Source organism: Microbacterium pasadenense, assembly GCF_047246565.1.
Lineage (GTDB): Bacteria > Actinomycetota > Actinomycetes > Actinomycetales > Microbacteriaceae > Microbacterium.
Map to the genome: position 1 here is coordinate 1,087,997 of NZ_JBFOKN010000001.1, position 23,409 is coordinate 1,111,405.

Here is a 23,409-nt window from a genome sequence, read left to right on the forward strand (position 1 = left end):
GGCGCTGCCTGGGCGGCATCCTTTCCCCCCAAAGGATGCCGCCCTTCTCGTTCTCCGGTCTCGCCGCGCTCTCCACAGCGCGGGGGGCGGGTGCCGCTGTCCCCGGGATCGCCCTCCGCCCGGCCGCGGGGACGCGCTCGCCCTAGCGTCGGGCGCATGTCGCAGCCGTTCGTCGCCGCACCCCGGGGTTCGACGCCGGCGGCCGCGCCGCGACCGGTCCCGGCGCATGCGGTCGTCGAGCCGCTGCGCGCGCTCCTCGCCGATCCCGACGTCACCGACGTCTTCGTCAACGGCGCGGACGGGCTATTCGTCGACCGCGGTGCGGGCGCGCAGCGGGTGCCGGGGTGGGACGCGGACGGCGATGAGGTCCGTGACCTGGCGGTCGGTCTCATCGCCCTCGGCGGTCGGCATCTCGACGACGCGACGCCGTGCGCGGACGTCCGGTGGGAGCACGGCGTCCGGGTGCACGCCGTGCTCCCGCCGATCGCGTGCGGTGGCGCGACGATCTCGATCCGGCTGCCCGGCACGGGCATGCCGAGCCTCGACGACCTGGGCCGGAGGGGCATGTTCGACGCGGCGCTCCGTGTGCGTCTGGAGACCCTCGTCGTCCGCCGGGCGAACGTCCTCGTGACCGGGGCGACCGGCGTGGGGAAGACGACGCTCCTCGCGGCGCTGCTGAGCCTGGTCCCGACGTCGGAGCGCATCGTGACGATCGAGGACGTGGCGGAGCTGCGCATCGCCCATCCCCACCACGTCCGTCTCGAGGCCCGCCAGGCGAACCTCGAGGGCGTGGGCGGTGTGCCGCTGTCGCGGCTGCTGCGTGAGGCGCTGCGCATGCGTCCCGACCGGCTCGTCGTCGGCGAGTGCCGCGGCGAGGAGGTCCGCGAGCTCCTGACCGCCCTGAACACGGGGCACGACGGCGGCGCGGGCACGGTGCACGCGAGCGGGCTCGCTGACGTGCCGGCGCGGCTCGAGGCCCTGGGCGCGCTCGCCGGAATGGACGACCGTGCCCTCGCCCGGCAGGTGGCCAGCGCCATCGGCGCCGTGATCCATCTGGAGCGCGGCACCGACGGCATCCGTCGGATCACCGGGATCGCCCGGCCCACGGTGGACGACGACCGGCTCGGGATGGCGGCGCTGCCGTGACGGCCGCACCCGCAGCGGATGTCGCGGCGGTCGCGGTCACCGTGCAGCGACTGGCCGTGCTGCTGCAGGCGGGACTGACGCCGGCGCGGGCGTGGCGCCACCTCGCCGACACCGGGGACGCCGCCGCCGCGGCCGCGACCGCGGCTCTCGACGAGGGCCGATCCGTTCCGGCGGAGCTCGCCACCCGCGGTGAGGCATGGACGCAGATCGGGATCGCCTGGCAGGTCGCCGCCACCGTCGGGGCGCCGCTGGCGGACAGCCTCCGCGGGCTCGCCGAGGCCCTGCGCGACGCGCATCAGGCGCGTGACGACGTCCGGATCGCGCTCGCCGAGCCGCAGATGACGGCGCGTCTCATCGCGTGGCTGCCGCTCGTCGCCGTGGCACTCGGCGCTGCGCTCGGGTTCGACCCGCTCCGCACCCTCGGTCACCCGGTCGGCGTCGTGTGCCTCGTCGCCGGAGGCCTTCTCATGCTCCTCACGAATCGGTGGACGGCGGCCCTCGTCGCTCGGGCGCAGCCGGCGTCCGGCATCCCCGGGCTGGACGCCGAAGTCGTCGCGATCGCCCTGTCGGGCGGGGTCTCCATCCCGCGGGCCGTCGCGGTCGTCGAGGCGGCGGCGGGGTCGCCGCCCGAGGCCGCGACCATGGCCGTGCTCGGCCTCTCACGGGCCGCGGGGGCACCCGCCGTCGAGCTGCTGCGGGCCGATGCGGCCGCACAGCGCCAGGCCGCCCGGACCGAGGGCCGGCTGCGCGCGGCCGCCCTGTCGGGCCGCCTGCTGCTGCCGCTCGGCATCTGCACGCTGCCGGCCTTCCTGCTGCTGGGCGTCGGCCCGATGCTGCTCTCGGTCCTGACGTCGGGCCCGCTCCCGCTCTGACCGCCCTGAAACGTGCCCGCCATCCGCAACCAATACCCAGGAGGACCCATGACGAAATCCCCCCTTCCCCCGCTCACCGGCCGTCGGGCCGCCGAGCTCTTCACCGACGATTCCGGTGCCGCGACCGCGGAGTACGCGATCGCGACGATGGCGGCGGTGGCCTTCGCCGGTCTCCTCGTCATCATCATGCGGTCCGACGAGGTGCGCGGGATCCTGACCGATCTCGTCCGCCGCGCCCTCACGGTGGCATGAGGCGCGACGAGCGGGGATCGGCGGCGGCGGAGTTCGCTGTCGTCATCCCCGCCGTCGTGCTCGTGCTGGTCGCGGCCGTCTCGGTGCTCGGTGTCGGCGCCGCCCAGGTCCGGCTCGAGCAGAGCGCGGCGCAGGCGGCCCGGTACGCGGCGCGCGGCGAATCCGAGGCGCGGATCCGCACGGCCGTCGGCGCCCTCGTGCCCGGTGCGACCATCGGCATCAGCACGGACGGGGATCTCGTCTGCGTCGCGCTGACCGCCGACGCCGGCGGCATGCTCCCGGTTCCCGACCTGCACGCGCGATCCTGCGCCCTGGGCGGCGAGGGTCCCTGATGGCCGGTTCCACGGTCTCGATCGGGTCCCTCGCGGTGATCGCGACGCTGCTCGTCGGGTTCACGACCGCGGGCGCCGCCGCCGCCACCTCGGCACGGATCGCGGGGGCGGCGGATGCCGCGGCGCTCGCCGCCGCCGACACCGCGTCCGGGCTGGTTCTCGGAGTGCCGTGCGAGCACGCCGCCGAGATCGCGCGGCGCGCCGAGGCGCGACTTGAAACCTGCGCGCTCTCGGGACTGGTCGCGACGGTGGAGGTCGCCGCGCCGTTCGGCCCCTTCTCCGCGCGAGCGCGCGCCCGCGCGGGGCCGCCGCCGCCGAGTCCGTGAGCCTCCTCCCGGCCGTGACTCTCAGCGCGCTCTTGACAAACCGGTGTGTATGGTTTGCAACGAAGAAAGGACGCCACGTGGCACACGGCAAGAAGCTCGTCATCGTCGAGTCTCCGACGAAGATGCGCTCTATCCAGGGATACCTGGGTGACGGATACGAGGTGATGAGCTCGGTCGGGCACATCCGGGACCTCGCCGACAAGAAGGACATCCCCGCGGAGCTGAAGAAGACCTCCGTCGGCAAGTACTCCATCGACATCGAGAACGATTTCACCCCTCTTTATGTGGAGAGCGACCGGGGCAAGAAGACCGTCACCGAGCTGAAGCGAGCGCTGAAGTCGGCGGACGAGCTCCTGCTCGCCACGGATGAGGACCGCGAGGGCGAAGCCATCGCGTGGCACCTCCTCCAGACCCTGAAGCCGAAGGTCCCCGTCAAGCGGATGGTCTTCCACGAGATCACGAAGGACGCGATCCAGGCCGCGGTGCACAACACCCGCGAGCTGGACCTCGCCCTCGTCGACGCGCAGGAGACGCGACGCATCCTCGACCGCCTGTACGGCTGGGACGTGTCCGACGTCACCCGACGGAAGGTCGGCCAGGGCACCAGCGCGGGTCGCGTGCAGTCCGCCGCGACGCGCATGGTCGTCGAGCGCGAGCGCGAGCGCATGGCCTTCGTCTCGGCCTCGTACTGGGACGTCGACTCCACCGCGGTCAAGGACTCGGCATCCTTCGCGATCCGCCTGGCCCGCCTGGACGGCGCGCCGCTCGCCCGTGGCACCGACTTCGACGACACCGGGCGCCTCAAGAAGGCCGTCGTCGTCCTGACCGAGGAGCAGGCCCGGGAGCTCGCCGACGGCCTCGAAGCATCCGGCGCCGCATCCGTGGTGTCGGTCGAGGCCAAGCCCGGCACGCGCAGCCCCAAGCCGCCGTTCACGACCTCCACCCTCCAGCAGGAGGCCGGTCGCAAGCTCTCCATGAGCGCCAAGCACGCCATGGGCGTCGCGCAGCGGCTCTATGAGAAGGGCTACATCACGTACATGCGCACCGACTCGACCGCGCTCTCGGCCCAGGCCGTGTCGGCGGCGCGGACGCAGGCGGTAGCGCTCTACGGCGACAAGGCGGTTCCCGCCAACCCGCGGAGCTACCGCAACAACAGCAAGAACGCGCAGGAGGCGCACGAGGCCGTCCGCCCGTCGGGTGAGGTCTTCCGCCGTCCGCAGGACGTGGCATCCGGACTCGACCGCGACGAGCTGCGGCTGTACGACCTCATCTGGAAGCGGACCGTCGCGAGCCAGATGTCCGACGCGAAGTACGAGACGACGACGGTGACGATCGACGCGGATGCCGCGGGCAAGACCGCCACGTTCACCGCCTCGGGCACCGTCTACACGTTCAAGGGCTTCCTCGAGGCCTACGAAGAGGGCCGCGACGAGAAGCGCAGCGACAGCGATCGCGCCGACGACCAGTCGCTGCCCGCGCTCGCCGTCGGCGACGACCTGACCCTGCGCGACATCGAGCCGAAGGGCCACACGACCAGCCCCAAGCCGCGGTACACCGAGGCATCCCTCGTCAAGGCGCTCGAGGAGAAGGGCATCGGCCGGCCGTCGACGTTCGCGAGCATCATCGACGTGATCCTCGACCGCGGCTACGTGTCCAAGCGCGGCCAGGCGCTCGTGCCGAGCTGGCTCGCCTTCTCGATCGTCCGTCTGCTCGAGGAGCACTTCGCCGACCTCATCGACTACGACTTCACCGCGGCGCTCGAGGACGACCTCGACGCGATCGCCCGCGGCGAGCAGAACCGTGCGGCGTGGCTGCACGAGTTCTACTTCGGCTCGACCGATCACGTGGGGCTCCGCAACATCGTCGACAACCTCGGCGACATCGACGCGCGCGAGATCAACTCCACCAGGATCGGCGACGTCGCGGTGCTCCGCTTCGGCCGGTACGGACCGTACCTCGAAGTAGCGGGCGATGACCCCGAGACGCCGCGTCGCATCAACGTGCCGGAGGACCTCGCCCCCGACGAGCTCACTCCCGAGAAGGCGCGGGAGCTGATCGACGCTCCCGTCGGCGGCGACCGTGTGCTCGGCAAGAACCCCGAGAACGGGCGCGAGATCGTCGTCAAGGACGGCCGCTTCGGTCCCTATCTCGAAGAGGTCCTGCCCGAGGAGGAGGCGCCCGTCGAGGCCGAGAAGCCCAAGCGCGGCGCGAAGAAGGCGGTGCCTCCGAAGCCGAAGCGCGGATCGCTGTTCAAGAGCATGTCGCCTGAGACGATCGATCTCGAGACGGCGCTGAAGCTCCTGTCGCTGCCGCGCGAGGTGGGCGTCGACCCCGAGTCGGGCACCGTCATCACCGCCCAGAACGGCCCGTACGGCCCGTACATCAAGAAGGGCACCGACTCGCGCAGCATCGCGAGCGAGGAGATGATCTTCGACATCACGCTCGAGCAGGCGCTCGAGATCTACGCGCAGCCGAAGTACGCCAACCGCGCCGCGACGTCGCTGAAGGAGTTCGAGGCCGACCCCGTCAGCGGCAAGCCGATCCGCATCAAGGACGGCCGCTTCGGCGCCTACGTCACCGACGGCACGACGAACGTCACGATCCCCAAGGGCCAGACGCCCGACGACATCACCTTCGAGGTCGCGGTGCAGATGCTCGCCGACAAGCGGGCCAAGGGGCCGGCGCCCAAGCGCACGACCCGCAAGCCCGCGGCGCGCAAGCCGGCCGCGAAGAAGAAGTGAGCCGGGGCCTCTGGGTCACGCTCGAGGGCGGCGACGGGTCGGGCAAGACGACGCAGGCGACGCTCCTCGAGGAGTGGCTGCGGTCGCGCGGCCGGTCGGTGCTGCGCACCCGCGAGCCGGGCGGCACCGCGGTGGGCGTGCTCATCCGGAACATCGTGCTGCACCACCCTGGCGACATCGCGCCGCGCGCCGAGGCGCTCCTCTACGCGGCCGACCGAGCACATCACGTCGAGACGCTGGTGCGCCCCGCGCGGGAACGCGGCGATGTCGTCATCCAGGACCGCTACCTGGATTCGTCGGTGGCCTACCAGGGGGCGGGCCGGGTGCTCGACGGGAACGAGATCCGGGACCTCTCCCTGTGGGCGACCGGCGGCGCGCTGCCGGACGTCACCGTCCTCCTCGATCTCGATCCCGCCGTGGCGCGAGGCAGGCTGGATGCCGTGGACAAGCCGTTCGACCGCCTCGAAGCCGAGCAGGCCGCCTTCCATGAGCGCGTGCGGGCGGCCTTCCTCGCCCTCGCCGCGGCCGAGCCGGAGCGGTTCCTCGTGCTCGATGCGACACGGCCCGTCGACGAGCTCGCGGCGGCGATCCGCGAACGCGTCGCCGCGGCGCTGTCCTGAGTCCCGTCGTCGGCTCGCCGCCAGGGGAGTCGGCGGCACGCCGTAGGCTGGTGGGCATGACCTCCGCCCGCGCCGAATCGACGACGCGGGGATCGGGGCCGCTGCCCTGGGGCGAGGTCTGGGGGCAGGACGACGCCGTCGCGCAGCTGCAGGCAGCGGCATCCGACCCCGCCCAGCTCGCGCACGCCTGGCTCATCACGGGACCGCCCGGGTCGGGACGCTCGACGCTCGCCTATGCGTTCGCAGCCGCACTGATCGCGGAGCCGGGCGACGAGAACGCGATGCGCCAGGTGATCGCGCGCACGCACCCCGACCTCACCTCGCTCCGCACCGAGGGCGTCATCATCTCGATCAAGGACGCCCGCGCCCTCGTCGAACGCTCGTACTTCTCGCCGTCGCTCGGTCGCTACCGCGTGATGGTGATGGAGGACGCCGACCGCATGGTCGAGCGCACCAGCAACGTCCTGCTGAAGGCGCTCGAGGAGCCGCCCGAGAACACGGTCTGGATCCTCTGCGCGCCGAGCGATGCGGACCTGCTGCCGACGATCCGCTCGCGCGTGCGGATCCTCCGGCTCCGTGAACCCGACGTCGCCGACGTGGCCCGGCTGATCGAGGCGCGCACCGGCGTCGATGCGGCTGTCGCCGAGCAGTCGGCTCGGCTCGCTCAGCGCCACATCGGCATGGCGCAGCGCCTGGCGACGGATGCGGCATCCCGCGAGCGGCGCGAGCAGACCCTCCGGGGCGTCCTCGGCGTCCGGGGGGTCGGCGACGCGGTCGAGGTGGCCGCCCGCATCGTCCAGCTGGCCACGGACGACGCCAAGGCCCTCACCGCCGCACGCGACGAGAGCGAGCGCGAGGCGCTGCTGCGCACCCTCGGCGTGACACCCGGTGCCGCCGTGCCGCCCGCCGTCCGCGGCCAGCTCAGCGCCCTCGAGGACGATCAGAAGCGCCGCGCCACCCGAAGCCTGCGCGACGGGATAGACCGCGTGCTCACGGATCTCGAGTCGCTCTACCGCGATACGCTGATGCGCCAGTTCGGCCGCGACACCGACCTCATCAACCGCGAACTGGCATCCGACATCGATCGCCTCGCGGCGGCGTGGTCGGCGCAGCGGACCCTCGCCGTCCTCGACGCGATCGCCGAGACCCGGACGAACCTGCAGGGCAATGCCGCGCCGGCGCTCGCCCTCGAGAGCATGCTCATCACGGTCGCGACCGGACGGACCCTGTGAGGCGGGGTGTCCGCGTCGCCGCGATCCTGATCGCCGCCGCAACGGCCCTCGGGGCGCTCACCGGGTGCTTCCCGACGGACCGGCCCGCGCCGGACCGCACCCCGGTGGCCGTCGGGGTGCCGCCGGAGCTCACGTCGTACTACGCGCAGGACATCGACTGGCAGGCCTGCGCCGGCGGCGGCGAGGGCAGCTTCTACTGCGCCTCCGTCACGGCGCCGGTCGATTACGCCGACCCGGATGCCGGCGACCTCGACCTGGCCCTCATCGTGCGGGTCGCCTCCGGCGAGTCGATGGGCTCGCTGCTGGTCAACCCCGGCGGGCCCGGGGCGAGCGGCGTGGACCTCGTCCGCGGGTCGGCGACGTTCGCCGTCGGCGGCGAGCTCCTCGAGCACTACGACGTCGTCGGCTTCGACCCGCGCGGAGTTGGCGCGTCCACCGCGGTGCGGTGCCTGGATGCGCCGGAGATGGACGAGTACCTCTTCAGCGTGCCCGCCGCCGAACGCGGCACCGCGGCATGGGAGGCGGAGCTCACCGAACGCGACCGCGCGTTCGCCGACGCCTGCGAGGCCGGCAGCGACGGCATCCTTCCCCACATCACGACGGTCAACGCGGCGCGCGACATGGATCTGCTGCGCGGAGTCCTCGGGGACCGGCAGCTGCACTACCTCGGCTACTCCTACGGCGCGTTCCTCGGCGCGACGTACGCCGAGCTGTTCCCCGAGCGGGTCGGCCGGATGGTGCTCGACGGCGGCATCGATCCCTCGGTGCCCGGCGTCGAGATCGGGGCACGGCAGGCGGTGGGCTTCGAGTCGGCCCTGCGCGCGTACCTCGCGTCGTGTCTCTCGGGCGGCGGCGAGGAGCCGTGCCCGTTCGACGGTCCGGTCGAGACGGCGCTGGCGCAGCTGGGCGATGCCCTCGCCGCGGTCGACGCCGCCCCGCTCACCGCGACCGACGGCCGGGCGCTGAACGCCGACGCGATGGTCATGGGCATCGTCTCGGCTCTCTACAGCGAGCGGCTGTGGCCCGCACTCACCACGGCGCTCACCGCCGTGCTCGAAGGTGACGCGGACCCGATGTTCTTCCTCGTCGACTCCTACTACAACCGCGCCGACGGGGAGTACCTCGACAACTCCACCGAGGCGTTCTCGGCCTACAACTGCATGGACTACCCGCCGGACTCCGCTGCGGAGGTCGACGCGGCCGAGGCGCTCATCGACGAGCAGGCGCCGACGTTCGCGCCCTACTGGTCGGGCGTCGACCTGTGCGCGTCCTGGCCGTACCCGCCGACCGGCACGCGGGGTGAGATCTCCGCGGAGGGCGCCGACCCGATCCTGCTCATCGGGACGACCAACGACCCGGCCACCCCGTACGAGTGGTCGGCGGCGCTGGCCGGGCAGCTCTCGTCCGGCATCCTCCTCACCCGGGTCGGCGAGGGGCACCTCGGGTTCAACAAGGGCGACGACTGCATCGACCGTGCCGTCGAGGCCTACTTCATCGACGGCACGACTCCTCCGGACGACATCCGCTGCGAGTAGCCCTCAGCGGCGTAGGATGCGCCGTGCCAGCCAGTTGCCGAAGAACTGCACGGCCTGCACGAGGACGACGATCACCAGCACGGCCGCCCACGTCACCGCGGGGTTGAACTGCTTGAACCCGTAGACGATGGCGAACTCGCCGAGGCCGCCCGCGGCGACGGCACCGGCGATGGCGGTCATGTCGACGAGGGCGACGACGATGAACGTGTAGCCGAGGACGAGCGGCGCGAGCGCCTCGCGGGGGACGAGCCGGAACAGCACCCGGTTGCGGCTGGCGCCGGCGGCGCGCGCGGCCTCGATCACGCCGGGACGCACGGTGAGGAGGTTCTGCTCGACGATCCGGCTGATCGCGAACATCGAGGCGATCGTGATGGCGAAGATCCCGAACTCCGGTCCGATGCCGGGGATCCCGAGGCTGCGGGCGAACGGCTGCACCGCGGCGAGCAGGATGACGAACGGGATCGGGCGGAAGAAGTTCACCAGCACGTTGAGCACGCCGAACAGGGCACGGTTCGGGAACAGGCTGCCCGCGCGGGTCGCATAGAGCGCCAGACCGAGGAGCAGGCCGGCGACGCCGCCGAAGACGAGGGCGAGAGAGACGACGTAGAGGGTCTCGAACGAGGCCTCCCACAGGTCGGGCAGCAGGTCGATGAGCCTATCCACGGGGGTCCTCCTCGATCAGGGTCGCGTGGGTCCGGGCCGCCGCGATCGCGCGGTCGACGGCATCCGTCTCGCCGCTCAGCGAGAGGGTGAGGTGGCCGAAGACGCGACCGCCGATGTCGTTGATGCCGCCGTGGATGAGCTCGAAGCGCACGCCGGCGGCGGCGATGGCGGCGAAGACGTCGGCCTGGGTGACATCGCCGTCGCGGATAGAGAAGGTGACGAGGCGACCCGGATGCCGCTCGCGCAGCGCCTGCAGCTTCTCGCCGGCGGGGACCTCGTCGATGATGCTCGCGACGAATCGCCGGGTGGCGGCGTGCTGCGGGGTGGACAGGATGTCGAACACGGGACCGTCTTCGATGATGCGCCCGTTCTCCATCACGACGATGCGGTCGGCGAGAGTGCGGACGACCTCCATCTCGTGCGTGATGACGAGGATCGTGATGCCCAGTTCGGCGTTGACCCGCTGCAGGAGGCCCAGGACCTCCTGGGTGGTCTCGGGATCGAGGGCGCTCGTGGCCTCGTCGGCGAGCAGGATGCGCGGCTCGGTGGCCAGGGCGCGGGCGATGCCGACGCGCTGCTTCTGACCGCCGGAGAGCTGTTCCGGATAGCTCCGCGCCTTGTCGGCGAGTCCGACGAAGGCGAGCAGCTCCTCGACCCGCGTGCGGATCTCGGCGCGGGGACGGCCGGCGACCTCCAGCGGGTAGGCGACGTTGCCGGCGACGGTGCGCGAATCGAACAGGTTGAACTGCTGGAAGATCATGCCGATGTCGCCGCGGAGGGTGCGCAGCTCCCGTTCGCCGAGACGCGTGATGTCGCGGCCGTCGATCTCGACGGACCCTGTCGTCGGCTTCTCGAGCGCGTTGACGAGGCGGAGGACCGTCGACTTCCCGGCGCCGGAGTATCCGATGATCCCGGTGATCGATCCGGCCGCGATGTCGAGCGAGACGTCGTCGACCGCCACGACGGGGGCGGCGCCCTTCGCGGCTGCGGGGAAGGACTTGGTGACGCCGCGGAGGCGGATGAAGGTCATGGAGCGGCTCCTCGAGCACATGCCGATGCGGCCCGCCCGGACGGGCGAGCCGCATCGTCGCGGGACTTACTGGTTGGCGCGGATGTCTTCCTCGACGTCCTCCAGGGACGTGACGAGCTCCTCGGCCGGCGTCTGCAGCAGGTCGGCGGTGTTGCCGGAGGCCTCCTGCACACCGTCCTGGACCTCTTGCGTGGTCTGGTAGATCTCGACGAGCTTCCGGTACGTCTCGTTGTCGGCGTCCTCGGCGCGGGCGGCGAAGATGTTGACGTACGGGAGCGCGTTCGGGTCGGACGGGTCGTCGGTCGCGATGGCGTCCTCGAAGCTCAGCCCGGCGTCCTCCACGAAGTCGTTGTTGATGATCGCGGCGGCGACGTCGGGCAGCGACGTGGCGGTGAACGCGGCGTCGAGGGCCTCGACGGTCACCTTGGAGCTGTCGAGGACATCGGCGACGGTCGAGAAGATCGAGCCGCCGTCCTTCAGCTCGATGAGTCCGGCCGACTGCAGGACGAGCAGGCCGCGGGCCTGGTTCGACTCGTCGTTGGGGACGGCCACGGTCTCGCCCGCGGGGATGTCCGCGACGGTGTCGTACTGGGAGGAGTACAGGCCGAGGGGGTAGATGGCGGTGGACCCGATCGGCACGAGGTCCTCGTCGGACTGCACGTTGTACGTGGCCAGGTAGATGATGTGCTGGAACTGGTTCAGGTCCAGCTCGCCCGCGGTGAGGGCGGGGTTGGGCTGCGTGTACTCGCTGAAGTCGACCAGCTCGACCTCGATGCCCTCGTCGGCGGCGGCCTCGACGTACGTCTCCCAGTACGGGTCGCCGGCGCCGACCACGCCGATGCGGACCGGGCCGTCGCTCCCGGCGGAGGCGTCGGAGCCGGCGCCGGGGGAGGCGCAGGCGCCGAGCAGCAGGGCGAGGGGGAGGGCCAGCGCGACGGCGGCCAGGGTCTTCTTGGGCATGGGGTGCTCTCCTTGGGGGGATCCGAAGCACCGCAGGGCGCGAAGGCGCCGAGCACGGCCGGGACCGCGCTCGCCTCATCGCGGTGCCGGCATCAACGGTACGCAACGGACCTGGATGCCAGGCACAGCCGCGTAACACGTCGACATCGGGGGAGCACGGGCGCGCGGTTCGCGGCATCCGTTTCCACCATGTAGGATCGATGATCGTGCAACGCGCGAGCGAAGCGCGCCACCTTAGCTCAGACGGCAGAGCGATTCACTCGTAATGAATAGGTCAAGGGTTCGATTCCCTTAGGTGGCTCCGAACAGAGGACACAACTGGTGGCAGGCGCCCTGGATGCGATTCTCGAGATCTTCTCGTGGGTGGGTTTCTCCGCCGCCGGCATCTTCGGGCTCATGGGCGTCGTCATGTGGGCGGCCGACGGCAGCTGGCTTCCCGCGCAGGCCTACCTCGACGACGACGGCGTCACGGCGCGCTGGATCGACGCGGACGGCGAGGTGAACTCGGCGCGGCTGACCGACGTGGATGCCGAGGCGCTCGCCGGCGCGGAGCGCGCCGACATCTGGTACCGCCACGGCTGGCGAGATCGCATGCGCACCACACCACGCCCGCCGCACCTTCGGCTGCTGTGGGGACTGTCGGCCGGAGGCTTCGCCGTGGGCGCCGTCTCGGGGATCGTGTCGCTCGTCGCCCTGTTCGTCCGGGGCTGAGCGGCGGGTCCGTCGGGACGAAGTTTGCGTCCAAAGTGTATTACTAGATATTCTAGCAATATGAGATCCTCACGCACCCCGTCGCGATGGCTGCGCATCGCGCTCCCGCTCGTCCTCGTCGTCCTGTGGGTCGCGGGCGGCGCGATCGGCGGTCCGTACTTCGGCAAGGTCGACGAGGTCTCGACCAACGACCAGTCGTCCTTCTTGCCGCAGAGCGCCGAGTCCACGCAGGTGCAGGAGCGCCTCGACGACTTCACCGGTGGCGACGCGATCCCGGCTCTCGTCGTCGTCGACGGCGGCGGCGAGCTCGATCAGGATCAGCTCGGCGAGGTCCAGGCGCTCGGGGAGTCCGTCGCCGACGTCGACGGCGTGATCGAGGTGTCTCCGGCGATCCCGTCCGACGACGGTGAGGCGGCGCAGATCGTCGTCTCCGTCGACACCGCGGGCGACGTCACCGAGATCGTCGGCGAGATCCGCGACCTGGTGGCGGACGATGTGCCGCCGGGGATCGACGCGTGGGTCACCGGCCCCGCCGGCTTCACGGCGGACCTCGCGTCCGGCTTCACCGGCATCGACGGGCTCCTGCTGCTCGTCGCGCTCGGCGCGGTCTTCGTCATCCTCATCATCGTGTACCGGTCACCGCTGCTGCCGCTGCTCGTGCTCCTCACCTCGGTGTTCGCGCTCTGCGTGGCCCTGCTGACGGTGTGGTGGCTCGCGAAGGCCGAGATCTTCGTCCTGAACGGCCAGGTGCAGGGGATCCTGTTCATCCTCGTCATCGGAGCGGCGACCGACTACGCGCTCCTCTACGTCGCACGGTTCCGTGAGGCGATCGCCGAGGGCAGGCAGCGGTGGGATGCCGTGCTGTCGGCGTGGAAGGGCGCGTTCGAGCCGATCCTCGCCTCGGGTGGCACCGTGATCGCGGGGCTTCTCTGCCTGCTCCTCAGCGACCTCGCGAGCAACCGCGCGCTCGGACCCATCGCCTCGATCGGGATCGCGTTCGCGATGCTGTCGGCGCTCACCTTCCTGCCGGCGCTGCTCGCCCTCACCGGACGCGCCGCCTTCTGGCCGTTCATCCCCCGCGGGATCCCCGCAGAGCTGCCCGACGACCTCACGATCCCGGTGAAGGGCGGCTGGGCGAGACTCTCGCGGTTCGTCGCACGCCACGCCCGCATCGTGTGGATCGCATCGACCGTCGTCCTGCTCGTCGCCGCGGCGGGCGTGACCCAGCTGAAGGCGGACGGTGTCGCCGCGAGCGAGCTGGTCCTGAGCGAGTCGCAGGCTCGCGACGGGCAGCAGGTCCTGGGCGAGCACTTCCCGGCCGGATCGGGCAGCCCGCTCTACGTCATCGCGGGGGAGGACCGGGTCGCCGACGCGGTCGCCGTCCTCGAGGACGAGGACGGGATCGACTCGGTCGCCGTGCTGTCCGAGGACTCCGCGACCGGTCAGGCGGCCATCACGCTCGAGGGCGGCGAAGCCATCGTCACCGCGCAGGGCCCGCCCGGAACCGAGGCGCCCTCGCCGACGGTCGTCGACGGCGACGTCATGCTCGTCGGCACGCTGGCCGACGCGGCGGACTCGCTGGAGGCCGAGCAGACGGTGCGCGACCTGCGGGCGGCATTCGCCGACGAGCTCGACACCGCCGTCGTCGGCGGGACCACCGCCGTCGACCTCGACACCAACGACACGTCCATCCGCGACCGCACCGTGATCATCCCGGTGATCCTCGTGGTGGTGCTGATCATCCTGATGCTCCTTCTCCGGTCGATCGTGGCGCCGGTGCTGCTGATCCTGAGCGTGGTCGTCTCCTTCGCGGCAGCCCTCGGCGTGAGCGCACTCGTGTTCAACGAGGTGCTCGGGTTCCCGGGCGCCGATCCCGCTGTCCCGCTGTACGGGTTCGTCTTCCTCGTCGCGCTCGGCATCGACTACAACATCTTCCTGATGTCGCGGGTCCGGGAGGAGTCGCTCGTGCACGGCACTCGGCGCGGGATCCTCCGCGGCCTGGTGTCCACCGGCGGCGTCATCACCTCGGCGGGGCTGGTCCTCGCGGCGACGTTCGCGGCGCTCGGCGTGATCCAGATCCTCTTCCTCGTGCAGCTGGCGTTCATCGTGGCCTTCGGCGTGCTCCTCGACACGTTCATCGTCCGCTCGCTCCTCGTCCCGGCCCTGGCCTACGACCTCGGCCGGGTGATCTGGTGGCCGTCGAAGCTCTCGCGGTTCGAGCCGGCGGAGCGGGCCGCCGCCCCGCCCGTCGAGGGCGTGACGCGGGCGGAGTACCGGCATAACCTCGAGGCATGACTCGAGCACTGTTCATCGTCGATGTGCAGAACGACTTCACGCCCGGCGGCGCCCTCGGCGTCGTGGGCGGTGACGTCGTCGCTGCCGGCATCACCGCCCACGTCGCGGCGCACGCGGGCGACTACCGCCTGATCATCGCGTCGCGCGACTGGCACGACGCCGAGGGGGACAACGGCGGTCACTTCGCCGCCGACCCCGACTTCGTGCAGTCGTGGCCGGTGCACTGCGTCGCGGGCACCGCCGGCGCGGAGTACGACCCCGCCCTCGACACCTCGGCCGTGACGCACCACGTGAAGAAAGGGCAGGGCGTCCCCGCGTACTCCCTGTTCGAGGGCGTGACGGATGCCGGCGAGACCGTCGGCGAGCTGCTCGCCGCGCACGGGGTGACCGACGTCGACGTCACCGGGATCGCGACGGATCACTGCGTGCGCGCATCCGCTCTCGACGCCGTGGAGCACGGCCGGCACGTGCGGATCCTGACGGCCCTCGTCGCCGGCGTCGCACCGGGATCGAGCGAGGCGGCGCTCGCGGAACTGGCGCACGCGGGTGCGGAGCTCGTCGCCGACTGACCCGCACGCGGCCCGATCCGGGCCGCCGGCATCCGCCCGTCGATAGACTCTCGGGGTCGCCTTCGCGGCATCCGTCCTCGCCCGTCTCCGCCGTTGCGCGCGCCGCGAGATCCCGCTCCGTCCCGACAGGACCCGCATGACCGCTGTTTCGCCCCGCCGCGACGACGCCGACCGGTACCGCATCGAACCGACCGTGTGGCAGGCGCTGCGCCGTCCGCGGCTGCTGACGCGCGAGGTCCTGGCGGGTCTCGTCGTCGCGATCGCCCTGATCCCCGAGGCCATCGCGTTCTCGATCATCGCGGGCGTCGACCCGCGGATGGGCCTGTTCGCCTCCTTCGTCATGGCGGTGGCGATCTCGTTCCTCGGCGGACGGCCGGCGATGATCACCGCCGCGACGGGCGCGGTGGCCCTCGTCATCGCCCCCGTGGCCCGCGAGTACGGCGTCGACTACTTCATCGCGACGGTGATGCTCGGCGGGCTGCTGCAGGTCGTGCTCGCCGTCCTCGGTGTGGCGAAGCTCATGCGGTTCATCCCGCGGAGCGTGATGGTCGGGTTCGTGAACGCGCTCGCGATCCTCGTGTTCATCGCCCAGCTGCCGCACCTGATCGACGTGCCGTGGGCGGTCTACCCGCTGACCGCCGCGGGTCTGCTGATCCTCCTCGTGATGCCCCGGCTCACGAAGGTCGTGCCGGCGCCGCTCGTGACGATCGTGCTGATCACCGGCGCGGCGGTGGTGTTCGGACTCGGTGTCCCGACGGTCGGCGACCAGGGCGAACTGCCCGAGAGCCTGCCGTCCCTGCTCCTGCCGGACGTCCCGCTGACCGGCGAGACGCTCGGCATCATCCTCCCGTTCGCGGCCGCGATGGCGGTCGTCGGCCTGCTCGAGTCGCTCATGACGGCGAAGCTCGTCGACGAGATCACCGACACGCACTCGCGCAAGACGCGTGAGGCGTGGGGGCAGGGCGTCGCGAACATGCTCTCCGGGCTGTTCGGCGGCATGGGCGGCTGCGCGATGATCGGCCAGACGATGATCAACGTGAAGGCCTCCGGTGCGCGCACGCGCATCTCCACGTTCCTCGCAGGGGTCTTCCTGCTCGTGCTCGTCCTCGTCTTCGGCGACGTGGTGGCGGCCATTCCGATGGCGGCGCTCGTCGCCGTCATGATCGTCGTCTGCATCCTGACCTTCGACTGGCACAGCATCCGGCCGTCGACGCTGAAGCGGATGCCGCGCAGCGAGACGCTCGTGATGGTGCTGACGGTCGCCGCGACGGTGTGGACCTCGAACCTCGCGGTCGGCGTCGGCGCGGGCGTCGTCGCCGCGATGATCCTCTTCGCCCGCCGCGTCGCGCACTTCACCTCGGTCACCCGCCGGCTCGAGGACGGCACGGCCCACTACGCCGTCGACGGCGCGCTGTTCTTCGCCTCGAGCAACGACCTGACGACGCAGTTCGCGTACGCGCAGGACCCCGAGGACGTCGTCGTGGACCTGTCCCGCTCTCACGTGTGGGATGCCTCGACGGTCGCGGCGCTCGATGCGATCGAGGCCAAGTACACGCAGCACGGCAAGCGGGTGAGGTTCGTCGGCATGAACGACGAGACGACGCGCTTCCACGGCCGGCTGTCGGGCGGGCTCGGCGCGGAGTAGCCGCTCTCGGTCTGCGCGCGGCACCTCATCACATCGCCGGAAGGCTGTCAACCGGCATCCGTCCTCCGCCGGTGGCGGGAAGACTCGGGCTGTGCCCCGCTCGACCGACTCCCCGATGCCCGGCGAGGACCTTCGCGACTACGCGGCCATCGGCGACGGCCGGACCGTCGCCCTGATCGGGCTGCGGGGCCAGATCGACTGGATGCCGCTGCCGGGCGTCGACGACGTGCCGATCTTCGGCCGACTGCTCGACGACGATGCGGGTGGCTGCATCGAGCTCGAGCCGGTCGGCGAGTATCGCGTGCGCCGGCGCTACAGCTCGCGGACGAACGTCCTCGTGACGACGTTCACGACCGAGACCGGCACGGCGACCGTGACCGATGCGCTGGTGACGGGAGTCGCGGGTCGGCTGCCGTGGGCCGAGCTCGCGCGCCGCGTGGACGGCGTCGACGGCGCCGTCGAGTTCCGCTGGCGGGTGCAGCCGGGCACGTCGCTGAAGACGGCCTCGCCCTGGCACGACGACGAGCACGGCGCCAGCATCATGCGCTCGGGTCTGACGACGATCGGCGTGACGGGCAAGGACCACGGTCCTGACGGCAAGCGGACCCAGGCCGGTCTGACCCCGTCGATCCGCGGGTCGTTCACGACCTCCACCGGCAGCCGTCACCTCCTGATCGTGGTGGGCACGCACGACGAGCCGGTGCATCTGCCCGATCCCGACAACGTCGACCGCGGCATCGACCGCACGATCGACGCGTGGCGGGTCTGGTCGCGCGAGTTCTCCTACGACGGGCCGTGGGCCGCGGAGGTGCAGCGGAGCGCTCTCATCCTCAAGCTGCTGATCCACAGCCCGACCGGATCGATCGCGGCGGCCGCGACGACGTCGCTGCCCGAGAGCCTCGACGGCGGCAAGAACTGGGACTACCGGCTGGCCTGGGTGCGCGACCTCGCCTACACCGTCGAGTCGCTCATCTGGTTCGGCCTCCGCGAGGAGACGCACGCCGCCATCTCGTGGCTGCTGCGCACGATCCGGGCGAACGGGCCCGACCTGCACGTCATGTACACGCTCGACGGCGGGCTCGACGAGGGTGCGCAGACGTACGACGTCCCCGGCTGGCGCGGAATCGGGCCGGTCGTGACCGGCAACCCCGCCCACGGTCAGCTGCAGCTCGGCGTGTACGGCGATCTGTTCGCGATCTGCCGCGCCTACGTTGACGCCGGGAACGTCCTCGATGTCGAGACCGGGCGGATGCTGTCGATGTTCGCCGACAAGGTCTGCGACATCTGGCGCAACCCCGACTCCGGGATGTGGGAGCTGCCCGAGATCCGGCACTACGTGTCGTCGAAGATGGGATGCTGGCAGGCCCTGCGGGACGCGGTGCACCTGGCGGACCTCGGCCAGATCCCGGGAGGCGCGGGCCGCTGGCGCGACGAAGCCGAGCGCATCCGGGCGTGGGTGGACGAGCACGGCTGGTCGGAGTCGCGTGGCGCGTACGTGATGGCGCAGGGCAGCCGTGACCTGGATGCATCCGTCCTCCTCCACGCGTTCAGCGACTTCGACCGTGGCGAGCGCATGTCGCGGACGATCGATGCGCTGACCGCCGAACTCGGCGAGGGGCCGCACCTGTACCGGTACAGCGGCATGCGCGAGGAGGAGGCGACCTTCGTCGCCTGCAGCTTCTGGCGCGCCGCGGCGCTCGTCTGCGTGGGCCGGCACGACGAGGGCGTCGCCGCGATGCACGGCGTCGTCGACGCGGGCAACGACGTGGGGATGTACGCCGAGATGATCGACCCCTCGGACGGGTCGTTCCGGGGGAACCTGCCGCAGGCGCTGAGCCACCTGGCGCTGATCCGCGCGGCGCTGCTGATCCGAGACCTCGTCGGCGACGGTGCCGACCGGACCTGACCGACCGACCGACCGCTAGTGAAAGAGAGAACCATGGCACGCGACCAGTACACGTTCACGAACCCCGCCGAGCTGTATTCCGACATCGAGCCGCAGAAGGGCCACCAGCCCGAGCCGGGGCTCGACGCCGAGCTGACCCCGAAGGCCGACCTCGGGGAGGAGTCGTACCGCGGGACGGGGCGCCTGCAGGGCCGGAAGGCGCTGATCACCGGCGCCGACTCCGGCATCGGTGCAGCGACCGCGATCGCGTTCGCGCGGGAAGGAGCCGACGTCGCGATGTCGTACCTCCCCGAGGAGGAGAAGGACGCGTCGCGCATCGCGGGCATCCTGCAGGATGCGGGCGTGACCGTCCTCACGCTGCCCGGCGACCTCCGCGACAAGGACTACTGCCGCGACCTGGTCGCGCGCACCGTCGACGGGCTCGGCGGTCTCGACATCCTCGTCAACAACGGCGGCAAGCAGGTCTTCAACGAGGACATCACGACGCTCGAGGACCAGCAGTTCGCCGACACGTTCGCGACCAACGTCGACGCGATGTTCTGGATCACGAAGGCAGCCGTGCCTCACCTCCCCGGTGGTGCGACGATCATCAACACGACGTCCATCCAGGCGTACTCGCCGTCGGACATCCTGGTCGACTACGCGTCGACGAAGGCGACGATCAACGCCTTCACGAAGGCGCTCGCGCAGCAGCTGGCTCCGAAGGGCATCCGCGTGAACGCGGTCGCACCGGGACCGATCTGGACGCCGCTGCAGGTGTCGGACGGCCAGCCCCAGGAGAAGGTGGCGCAGTTCGGCGAGGACACCCCGCTCGGCCGCATGGGCCAGCCGGCGGAGCTCGCCCCCGCCTACGTGTTCCTGGCGTCCCCCGAGTCGAGCTACGTCATCGGCGAGACGCTGAACGTGAACGGCGGGATGCCGACGCCGTGACCGCCTGATGCGCGCGCCGGCCGGCCGGGCCAGGATGTGATCATGCGAGCCGCCCAGCACGGATCGGGCCGCCCCGTGCTGATCCTGCACGGCGGCGGAGTGGACCATCGGGAGGCCGAGGCGTGCTTCGAGGGCGCGTTCGTCGGCCGCCCGGGCTGGCGGCGCATCTATCCGGATCTGCCGGGCGCGGGGGACACTCCCGCGCCCGGCGATGTCCGCAGCGCGGCGGACGTGGTGGCGATGCTGCTGGCGTTCGCGGCCGAGGTCGCGGCGGGAGAGCGGCCGCTGCTCGTCGGGCACTCGGCGGGGGCGTACCTCGCGCGGGGGATGGCGGCGCGGCATCCGGAGCGCTTCGCGGGACTCGCGCTGTTCTGTCCGCTGTCACCGGAGGCGCACGACATCCCGGTGCACCGGATCGTCGAGGGTGCGGGCGACCTCGGCGACGACGGGTTCCGGAACTACTTCGTGGTGCAGACGCAGGCGATGCTCGAGCGGTACGAGCGGGTCGTGGCGCCGGCGGCGGCGCTGATCGACGAGCCCGCCATGGAGCGGATCGGCGCGCGGTGGGAGCTGCCGCTGGCCGACGCTCCGGTCTTCGACGCGCCGACGCTGATCGTGGCGGGGCGGCGCGACTCGACGGTCGGGTTCCGTGCGGCGCTCGAGCTGGCGGGCGTCTATCCGGCCTCCACGGTCGCGGTGATCGACGACGCCGGCCACGCGCTGCCGCACGAGCGTCCCGAGATGGTGGCGACGCTGATGGGGGACTGGCTGGACCGCGTCGAGCGGGCGGGTTCGACCGGCGCGTGACGGCGCCGCCCGCCGGCGAGCAGGTCGATCGCGACGCCGACCGCGAGGGCGACGCCGATGCCGATCGCGACGCCCAGCAGCGGCTGGCCCTTCACCACGTGCCCGGCGAGCGACCCGATGAGCGCCGTGTAGATCGACCAGGTCACCGCCGCGACCAGGGAGAGCGGCAGGAATCGACGCCACGGGTAGCGGAGTGCCCCGGCGGAGAGGTTCACGGCGACCCGGCCGACCGGGATGTAGCGGGCGCCGAGGATGAGCGGCGCGCCGCGACGTCGGAGCGCGCTGTGGGCGCGGTCGAAGGCGGCGGAGACCCGCACGCCGCGCATCCAGGCGAATCGCGTGACACCGACGCGGCGTCCGGCGGCGTAGGCGAGGTTGTCGCCGATCACGGCGCCGGCCGAACCGGCGAGGCACAGCAGCGCGATGCCGGAGTAGTCGCCGGTCGCGGCGGCCGCGGCGGCTGCGGCGACCAGGACCGTCTCACTGGGAACGGGCGGGAAGAGACCGTCCAGGACGGCGACGACGAACATGACGAGCAGGAGCCACGGCGACGCGGCGGCCTGCAGGATGAAGTCGTTGATCGCGTCCATCCTTCGACGTTACGAAGGCGACCGTCGCGGGACATCGGCCGAAAGTATCGTCCGCATCATCCGCTGGAGTGAGGTCACGGCGTCTGCCGGGTTTCTCCGTCCGTGTCGGCGGCGTCGCGCGGCGGGATCTCCAGCAGGTGCAGGAAGTCCTCGAAGAGGCCTTCCATGTCGACGGCCTCCGGATCGAGGAGCCACTGCAGCTGCAGGCCGTCCATCATCGCCGTCACCAGCTGACCGACGCGGCGGGGATCGACGTCGCGTCGCAGCTCGCCGGCCGCCTGCAGTCGTGCGAAGGACTCGTCGTCCTGGTGCCGGATCTGCCGGTAGCGCTCGCGGAAGGACTCGTGCGCGGGATGCTGCGGGTCGGTCGCCTCCGCGGAGAGCACGACGTGCAGGGCGACGAGGCCGGGGGAGCGGGTGTTGCGCGCCACCTGCTCGCGCATCGTGTCGACGAAGGTGGCTCCGGCGGCCTCCTCGTCCTCGCGCCGCGCGCGGTCCATCTCGTCGCGCTGGGCGATCGTCGCCGCGAGGAGGCCCATCTTGGAGCCGAAGTGGTGCAGCAGACCGGCATCCGAGATCCCGACCCGGCGGGCGATCTCCCGGAGCGACGTGCCCCGGTACCCCTGCTCGCCGAACACCTCGATCGCGGTCGACAGGATCGTCGTCCGCCGCTTGTCGCCGCGTACCCGGCGACCGTCGGTCCGCACGTCGCCTGTCCCGTCACGATCGGCGTCCGTCGGGCGGGTGGCTTCGTCGCTCATACGCCTGCTCTCTTGCGGGGGTGGACTCGTCAGTTTATGCTCAACAAACTAAGCGAGCAGTTGCTAAGTTTCTTTCACGCTTCTGCTGCGCGGTCAAGACTCAACGAGGAGGAACCGTGAAGATGCGGAATCGAGCACTCGCGTTCGGCGCGATCGGACTTGTCGGCGTGCTGACTCTCGCCGGGTGCGGACGGTCGGATGAGGAGCCGGAGACCGGCGGGAACGGCGGGGACGCGGCGACGGTCGACGACGCGGCCGCGACCGGCGAGATCACCGTGTGGGCGATGGGCGAGGAGGGCGAGAACCTCGGGGACTTCGCCGACGCCTTCGTCGAGGAGAACCCCGACGCGAGCGTGACGGTCACGTCCATCCCCTGGGCGGACGTCATGACGAAGTACCAGACCGCGGTCGCCGCGGGCACGGTCCCCGATGCGATCATGATCGGCTCGTCGCTGCTGCCCTCCATGGTCGCTGCGGGCGGCTTGGCGCAGGTGCCGGACGACCTCGTCGACGACGATGCGTTCAACGAGACGGCGCTCGAGTCGACCGAGGTCGAGGGCACCGCGTACGCCGTGCCGTGGTACGTCGAGACGCGCGTCATGTACTACCGGACCGATCTCGCCGAAGAGGCGGGCGTGCAGGCGCCCACGTCGTGGGAGGAGCTGACGGCGTTCGGCGAGGCGATGACGCAGAACGGCGCCGACTACGGCATCCAGCTCCCCATGGGGGACGCGGAGGACTCCACGCAGGTCATCCTGCCGTTCTACGCGCAGGCGGGCGGCGACGTGCTGAACGACGACGGCACCGCGTACGAGTGGGACGAGGCGGCGCTCACCGAGGCGCTCGACTACTACGCGTCGTTCTTCATCGACGGCCTGGCTCCCATGTCGGGCTACGGCGATGCGCAGACCGCGGCGTTCGCCGACGGATCGAACCCGTCGTTCATCTCCGGTCCGTGGATGGTCGGGGTCCTGGGTGACCAGGAGTCGCCGGAGTGGGTCGAGCAGAACGTCGGCACGGCTCCCGTGCCGGCCGGCGCCGACGGCAACGACTCGTACCTCGGCGGTGGCCACCTCGGTGTGTTCGCGGATGCCGAGAACGCCGACGGCGCGTGGAAGCTCATCCGCTGGCTGTCCGAGCCGGAGACCCAGCAGTCCTGGTTCGAGACGGTGAACGCGCTGCCCGCGGTGACGTCGGCGCTCGAATCGGAGCCGTTCACGTCCGACCCGCGGCTCACCGTGCTCAACGAGCAGCTCGACGACACCGTCGCGCCGCCGTCGGTGCCGAGCTGGAACGAGATGTCCGCGTTCATCGAGACCGAGGCCGAGAAGGTCGCGAACGGCAGCAGCGCAGCGGAGTCGGCATCCGCCATCGTGGCCGAGGCCGAGTCGCTCGGCACGGGCTGGTAACCACCGTGGCGCTCGCAGCGACGGGCGCGGCTGGGCGGCGAGGTGGTTTCGCCGCCCAGCGGCGCCGCACGGCGGTC

At 71.4% G+C, this 23,409-nt stretch carries 21 protein-coding genes, 1 tRNA gene and 1 pseudogene; 18 read left to right on the forward strand and 5 right to left on the reverse strand.

The annotated features are described in order from the left end of the window. The first annotated feature begins 156 nt into the window (after nucleotides 1–156). From AB3M83_RS05185 to AB3M83_RS05225, 9 genes are all read left to right on the forward strand, one after another. Nucleotides 157–1,146 carry a TadA family conjugal transfer-associated ATPase gene (locus tag AB3M83_RS05185; protein WP_412945663.1) on the forward strand — a complete coding sequence of 330 codons (990 nt, stop codon included), beginning with the start codon at nucleotides 157–159 and terminating at the stop codon, nucleotides 1,144–1,146. Continuing rightward, entirely contained in the window at nucleotides 1,143–2,018 is an 876-nt protein-coding gene (locus AB3M83_RS05190) for a type II secretion system F family protein (RefSeq protein WP_412945665.1), read from the forward strand. Before AB3M83_RS05185 ends, AB3M83_RS05190 begins: the two co-directional genes overlap by 4 nt. 48 nt (nucleotides 2,019–2,066) lie before the next feature. Then, nucleotides 2,067–2,270 (forward strand): DUF4244 domain-containing protein, encoded by a 204-nt coding sequence (locus AB3M83_RS05195; RefSeq protein WP_412945666.1) that lies wholly within the window; start codon nucleotides 2,067–2,069, stop codon nucleotides 2,268–2,270. Then, nucleotides 2,267–2,602, forward strand: a complete 336-nt coding sequence (locus AB3M83_RS05200; protein ID WP_412945668.1) for a TadE family type IV pilus minor pilin — start codon at nucleotides 2,267–2,269, stop codon at nucleotides 2,600–2,602. The genes AB3M83_RS05195 and AB3M83_RS05200 overlap by 4 nt, the downstream gene beginning before the upstream one ends. Then, the gene (locus AB3M83_RS05205) at nucleotides 2,602–2,928 is read left to right on the forward strand and encodes a helicase (RefSeq protein WP_412945669.1); all 327 of its coding nucleotides are present in this window, start codon (nucleotides 2,602–2,604) and stop codon (nucleotides 2,926–2,928) included. Before AB3M83_RS05200 ends, AB3M83_RS05205 begins: the two co-directional genes overlap by 1 nt. Before the next feature lie 77 nt (nucleotides 2,929–3,005). Next, nucleotides 3,006–5,669, forward strand: a complete 2,664-nt coding sequence (topA, locus tag AB3M83_RS05210; RefSeq protein ID WP_412945670.1) for a type I DNA topoisomerase — start codon at nucleotides 3,006–3,008, stop codon at nucleotides 5,667–5,669. Further along, nucleotides 5,666–6,289 (forward strand): dTMP kinase, encoded by a 624-nt coding sequence (gene tmk, locus AB3M83_RS05215; RefSeq protein WP_412945671.1) that lies wholly within the window; start codon nucleotides 5,666–5,668, stop codon nucleotides 6,287–6,289. The genes topA and tmk overlap by 4 nt, the downstream gene beginning before the upstream one ends. Before the next feature lie 56 nt (nucleotides 6,290–6,345). Next, nucleotides 6,346–7,521 carry a DNA polymerase III subunit delta' gene (locus AB3M83_RS05220; RefSeq protein ID WP_412945673.1) on the forward strand — a complete coding sequence of 392 codons (1,176 nt, stop codon included), beginning with the start codon at nucleotides 6,346–6,348 and terminating at the stop codon, nucleotides 7,519–7,521. Continuing rightward, nucleotides 7,518–9,056 carry an alpha/beta hydrolase gene (locus tag AB3M83_RS05225; RefSeq protein WP_412945675.1) on the forward strand — a complete coding sequence of 513 codons (1,539 nt, stop codon included), beginning with the start codon at nucleotides 7,518–7,520 and terminating at the stop codon, nucleotides 9,054–9,056. The genes AB3M83_RS05220 and AB3M83_RS05225 overlap by 4 nt, the downstream gene beginning before the upstream one ends. A gap of 3 nt (nucleotides 9,057–9,059) precedes the next feature. Here AB3M83_RS05225 and AB3M83_RS05230 read toward each other — a convergent pair whose 3' ends face one another. The 3 genes from AB3M83_RS05230 to AB3M83_RS05240 all read right to left on the reverse strand — a co-directional run bounded on the left by AB3M83_RS05230 (nucleotide 9,060) and on the right by AB3M83_RS05240 (nucleotide 11,709). Beyond that, on the reverse strand, nucleotides 9,060–9,719 hold the full coding sequence (locus AB3M83_RS05230; protein WP_412945677.1) for a methionine ABC transporter permease: 660 nt from the start codon (nucleotides 9,717–9,719) through the stop codon (nucleotides 9,060–9,062). Further along, on the reverse strand, nucleotides 9,712–10,749 hold the full coding sequence (locus AB3M83_RS05235) for a methionine ABC transporter ATP-binding protein (protein ID WP_412945678.1): 1,038 nt from the start codon (nucleotides 10,747–10,749) through the stop codon (nucleotides 9,712–9,714). The genes AB3M83_RS05230 and AB3M83_RS05235 overlap by 8 nt, the downstream gene beginning before the upstream one ends. Before the next feature lie 66 nt (nucleotides 10,750–10,815). Beyond that, a complete protein-coding gene (locus AB3M83_RS05240) occupies nucleotides 10,816–11,709 on the reverse strand; it encodes a MetQ/NlpA family ABC transporter substrate-binding protein (RefSeq protein ID WP_412945679.1) in 894 nt (297 codons plus the stop codon). A gap of 228 nt (nucleotides 11,710–11,937) precedes the next feature. Here AB3M83_RS05240 and AB3M83_RS05245 point away from each other — a divergent pair. The 8 genes and pseudogenes from AB3M83_RS05245 to AB3M83_RS05280 form a co-directional block, all read left to right on the forward strand. Beyond that, a tRNA-Thr gene (locus AB3M83_RS05245) sits at nucleotides 11,938–12,010 on the forward strand. Nucleotides 12,011–12,030: 20 nt separating this feature from the next. Then, nucleotides 12,031–12,420: a hypothetical protein gene (locus tag AB3M83_RS05250; protein ID WP_412945680.1), complete on the forward strand. Its 390-nt coding sequence runs from the start codon at nucleotides 12,031–12,033 to the stop codon at nucleotides 12,418–12,420. Nucleotides 12,421–12,480: 60 nt separating this feature from the next. Next, a complete protein-coding gene (locus AB3M83_RS05255; protein ID WP_412945682.1) occupies nucleotides 12,481–14,715 on the forward strand; it encodes an MMPL family transporter in 2,235 nt (744 codons plus the stop codon). Further along, entirely contained in the window at nucleotides 14,712–15,284 is a 573-nt protein-coding gene (locus AB3M83_RS05260; RefSeq protein ID WP_412945684.1) for an isochorismatase family protein, read from the forward strand. Before AB3M83_RS05255 ends, AB3M83_RS05260 begins: the two co-directional genes overlap by 4 nt. Nucleotides 15,285–15,420: 136 nt before the next feature. After that, nucleotides 15,421–16,929 (forward strand): SulP family inorganic anion transporter, encoded by a 1,509-nt coding sequence (locus AB3M83_RS05265; RefSeq protein WP_412945685.1) that lies wholly within the window; start codon nucleotides 15,421–15,423, stop codon nucleotides 16,927–16,929. A 115-nt stretch (nucleotides 16,930–17,044) separates the two neighbouring features. Then, entirely contained in the window at nucleotides 17,045–18,835 is a 1,791-nt protein-coding gene (locus tag AB3M83_RS05270; RefSeq protein ID WP_412945983.1) for a glycoside hydrolase family 15 protein, read from the forward strand. 33 nt (nucleotides 18,836–18,868) lie between these two features. Continuing rightward, nucleotides 18,869–19,765 (forward strand): SDR family oxidoreductase, encoded by an 897-nt coding sequence (locus AB3M83_RS05275; RefSeq protein ID WP_412945687.1) that lies wholly within the window; start codon nucleotides 18,869–18,871, stop codon nucleotides 19,763–19,765. 42 nt (nucleotides 19,766–19,807) lie between these two features. Beyond that, nucleotides 19,808–20,455, forward strand: a pseudogene (locus tag AB3M83_RS05280) (alpha/beta fold hydrolase); the annotation flags it as partial. Here AB3M83_RS05280 and AB3M83_RS05285 read toward each other — a convergent pair. Continuing rightward, nucleotides 20,440–21,162, reverse strand: coding sequence for a DedA family protein (locus tag AB3M83_RS05285; protein ID WP_412945689.1), 723 nt, complete (start codon nucleotides 21,160–21,162; stop codon nucleotides 20,440–20,442). The pseudogene AB3M83_RS05280 and the gene AB3M83_RS05285 overlap by 16 nt on opposite strands. A gap of 74 nt (nucleotides 21,163–21,236) precedes the next feature. After that, nucleotides 21,237–21,923 (reverse strand): TetR/AcrR family transcriptional regulator, encoded by a 687-nt coding sequence (locus AB3M83_RS05290; RefSeq protein ID WP_412945690.1) that lies wholly within the window; start codon nucleotides 21,921–21,923, stop codon nucleotides 21,237–21,239. 122 nt (nucleotides 21,924–22,045) lie between these two features. On the opposite strand from AB3M83_RS05290, the gene AB3M83_RS05295 reads away from it, so the two are divergent. Continuing rightward, the gene (locus AB3M83_RS05295) at nucleotides 22,046–23,332 is read left to right on the forward strand and encodes an extracellular solute-binding protein (RefSeq protein WP_412945984.1); all 1,287 of its coding nucleotides are present in this window, start codon (nucleotides 22,046–22,048) and stop codon (nucleotides 23,330–23,332) included. Nucleotides 23,333–23,409 lie beyond the last annotated feature (77 nt).

What these genes read in the sequence shown, in the direction of transcription:
- AB3M83_RS05185 (WP_412945663.1), top strand. Translation starts at nt 157, where the DNA reads ATGTCGCAGCCGTTCGTCGCCGCACCCCGGGGTTCGACGCCGGCGGCC.
- AB3M83_RS05195 (WP_412945666.1), top strand. Translation starts at nt 2,067, where the DNA reads ATGACGAAATCCCCCCTTCCCCCGCTCACCGGCCGTCGGGCCGCCGAG.
- AB3M83_RS05200 (WP_412945668.1), top strand. Translation starts at nt 2,267, where the DNA reads ATGAGGCGCGACGAGCGGGGATCGGCGGCGGCGGAGTTCGCTGTCGTC.
- AB3M83_RS05205 (WP_412945669.1), top strand. Translation starts at nt 2,602, where the DNA reads ATGGCCGGTTCCACGGTCTCGATCGGGTCCCTCGCGGTGATCGCGACG.
- AB3M83_RS05220 (WP_412945673.1), top strand. Translation starts at nt 6,346, where the DNA reads ATGACCTCCGCCCGCGCCGAATCGACGACGCGGGGATCGGGGCCGCTG.
- AB3M83_RS05235 (WP_412945678.1), bottom strand. Translation starts at nt 10,749, where the DNA reads ATGACCTTCATCCGCCTCCGCGGCGTCACCAAGTCCTTCCCCGCAGCC.
- AB3M83_RS05240 (WP_412945679.1), bottom strand. Translation starts at nt 11,709, where the DNA reads ATGCCCAAGAAGACCCTGGCCGCCGTCGCGCTGGCCCTCCCCCTCGCC.
- AB3M83_RS05255 (WP_412945682.1), top strand. Translation starts at nt 12,481, where the DNA reads ATGAGATCCTCACGCACCCCGTCGCGATGGCTGCGCATCGCGCTCCCG.
- AB3M83_RS05260 (WP_412945684.1), top strand. Translation starts at nt 14,712, where the DNA reads ATGACTCGAGCACTGTTCATCGTCGATGTGCAGAACGACTTCACGCCC.
- AB3M83_RS05265 (WP_412945685.1), top strand. Translation starts at nt 15,421, where the DNA reads ATGACCGCTGTTTCGCCCCGCCGCGACGACGCCGACCGGTACCGCATC.
- AB3M83_RS05270 (WP_412945983.1), top strand. Translation starts at nt 17,045, where the DNA reads ATGCCCGGCGAGGACCTTCGCGACTACGCGGCCATCGGCGACGGCCGG.
- AB3M83_RS05275 (WP_412945687.1), top strand. Translation starts at nt 18,869, where the DNA reads ATGGCACGCGACCAGTACACGTTCACGAACCCCGCCGAGCTGTATTCC.
- AB3M83_RS05285 (WP_412945689.1), bottom strand. Translation starts at nt 21,162, where the DNA reads ATGGACGCGATCAACGACTTCATCCTGCAGGCCGCCGCGTCGCCGTGG.
- AB3M83_RS05290 (WP_412945690.1), bottom strand. Translation starts at nt 21,923, where the DNA reads ATGAGCGACGAAGCCACCCGCCCGACGGACGCCGATCGTGACGGGACA.
- AB3M83_RS05295 (WP_412945984.1), top strand. Translation starts at nt 22,046, where the DNA reads ATGCGGAATCGAGCACTCGCGTTCGGCGCGATCGGACTTGTCGGCGTG.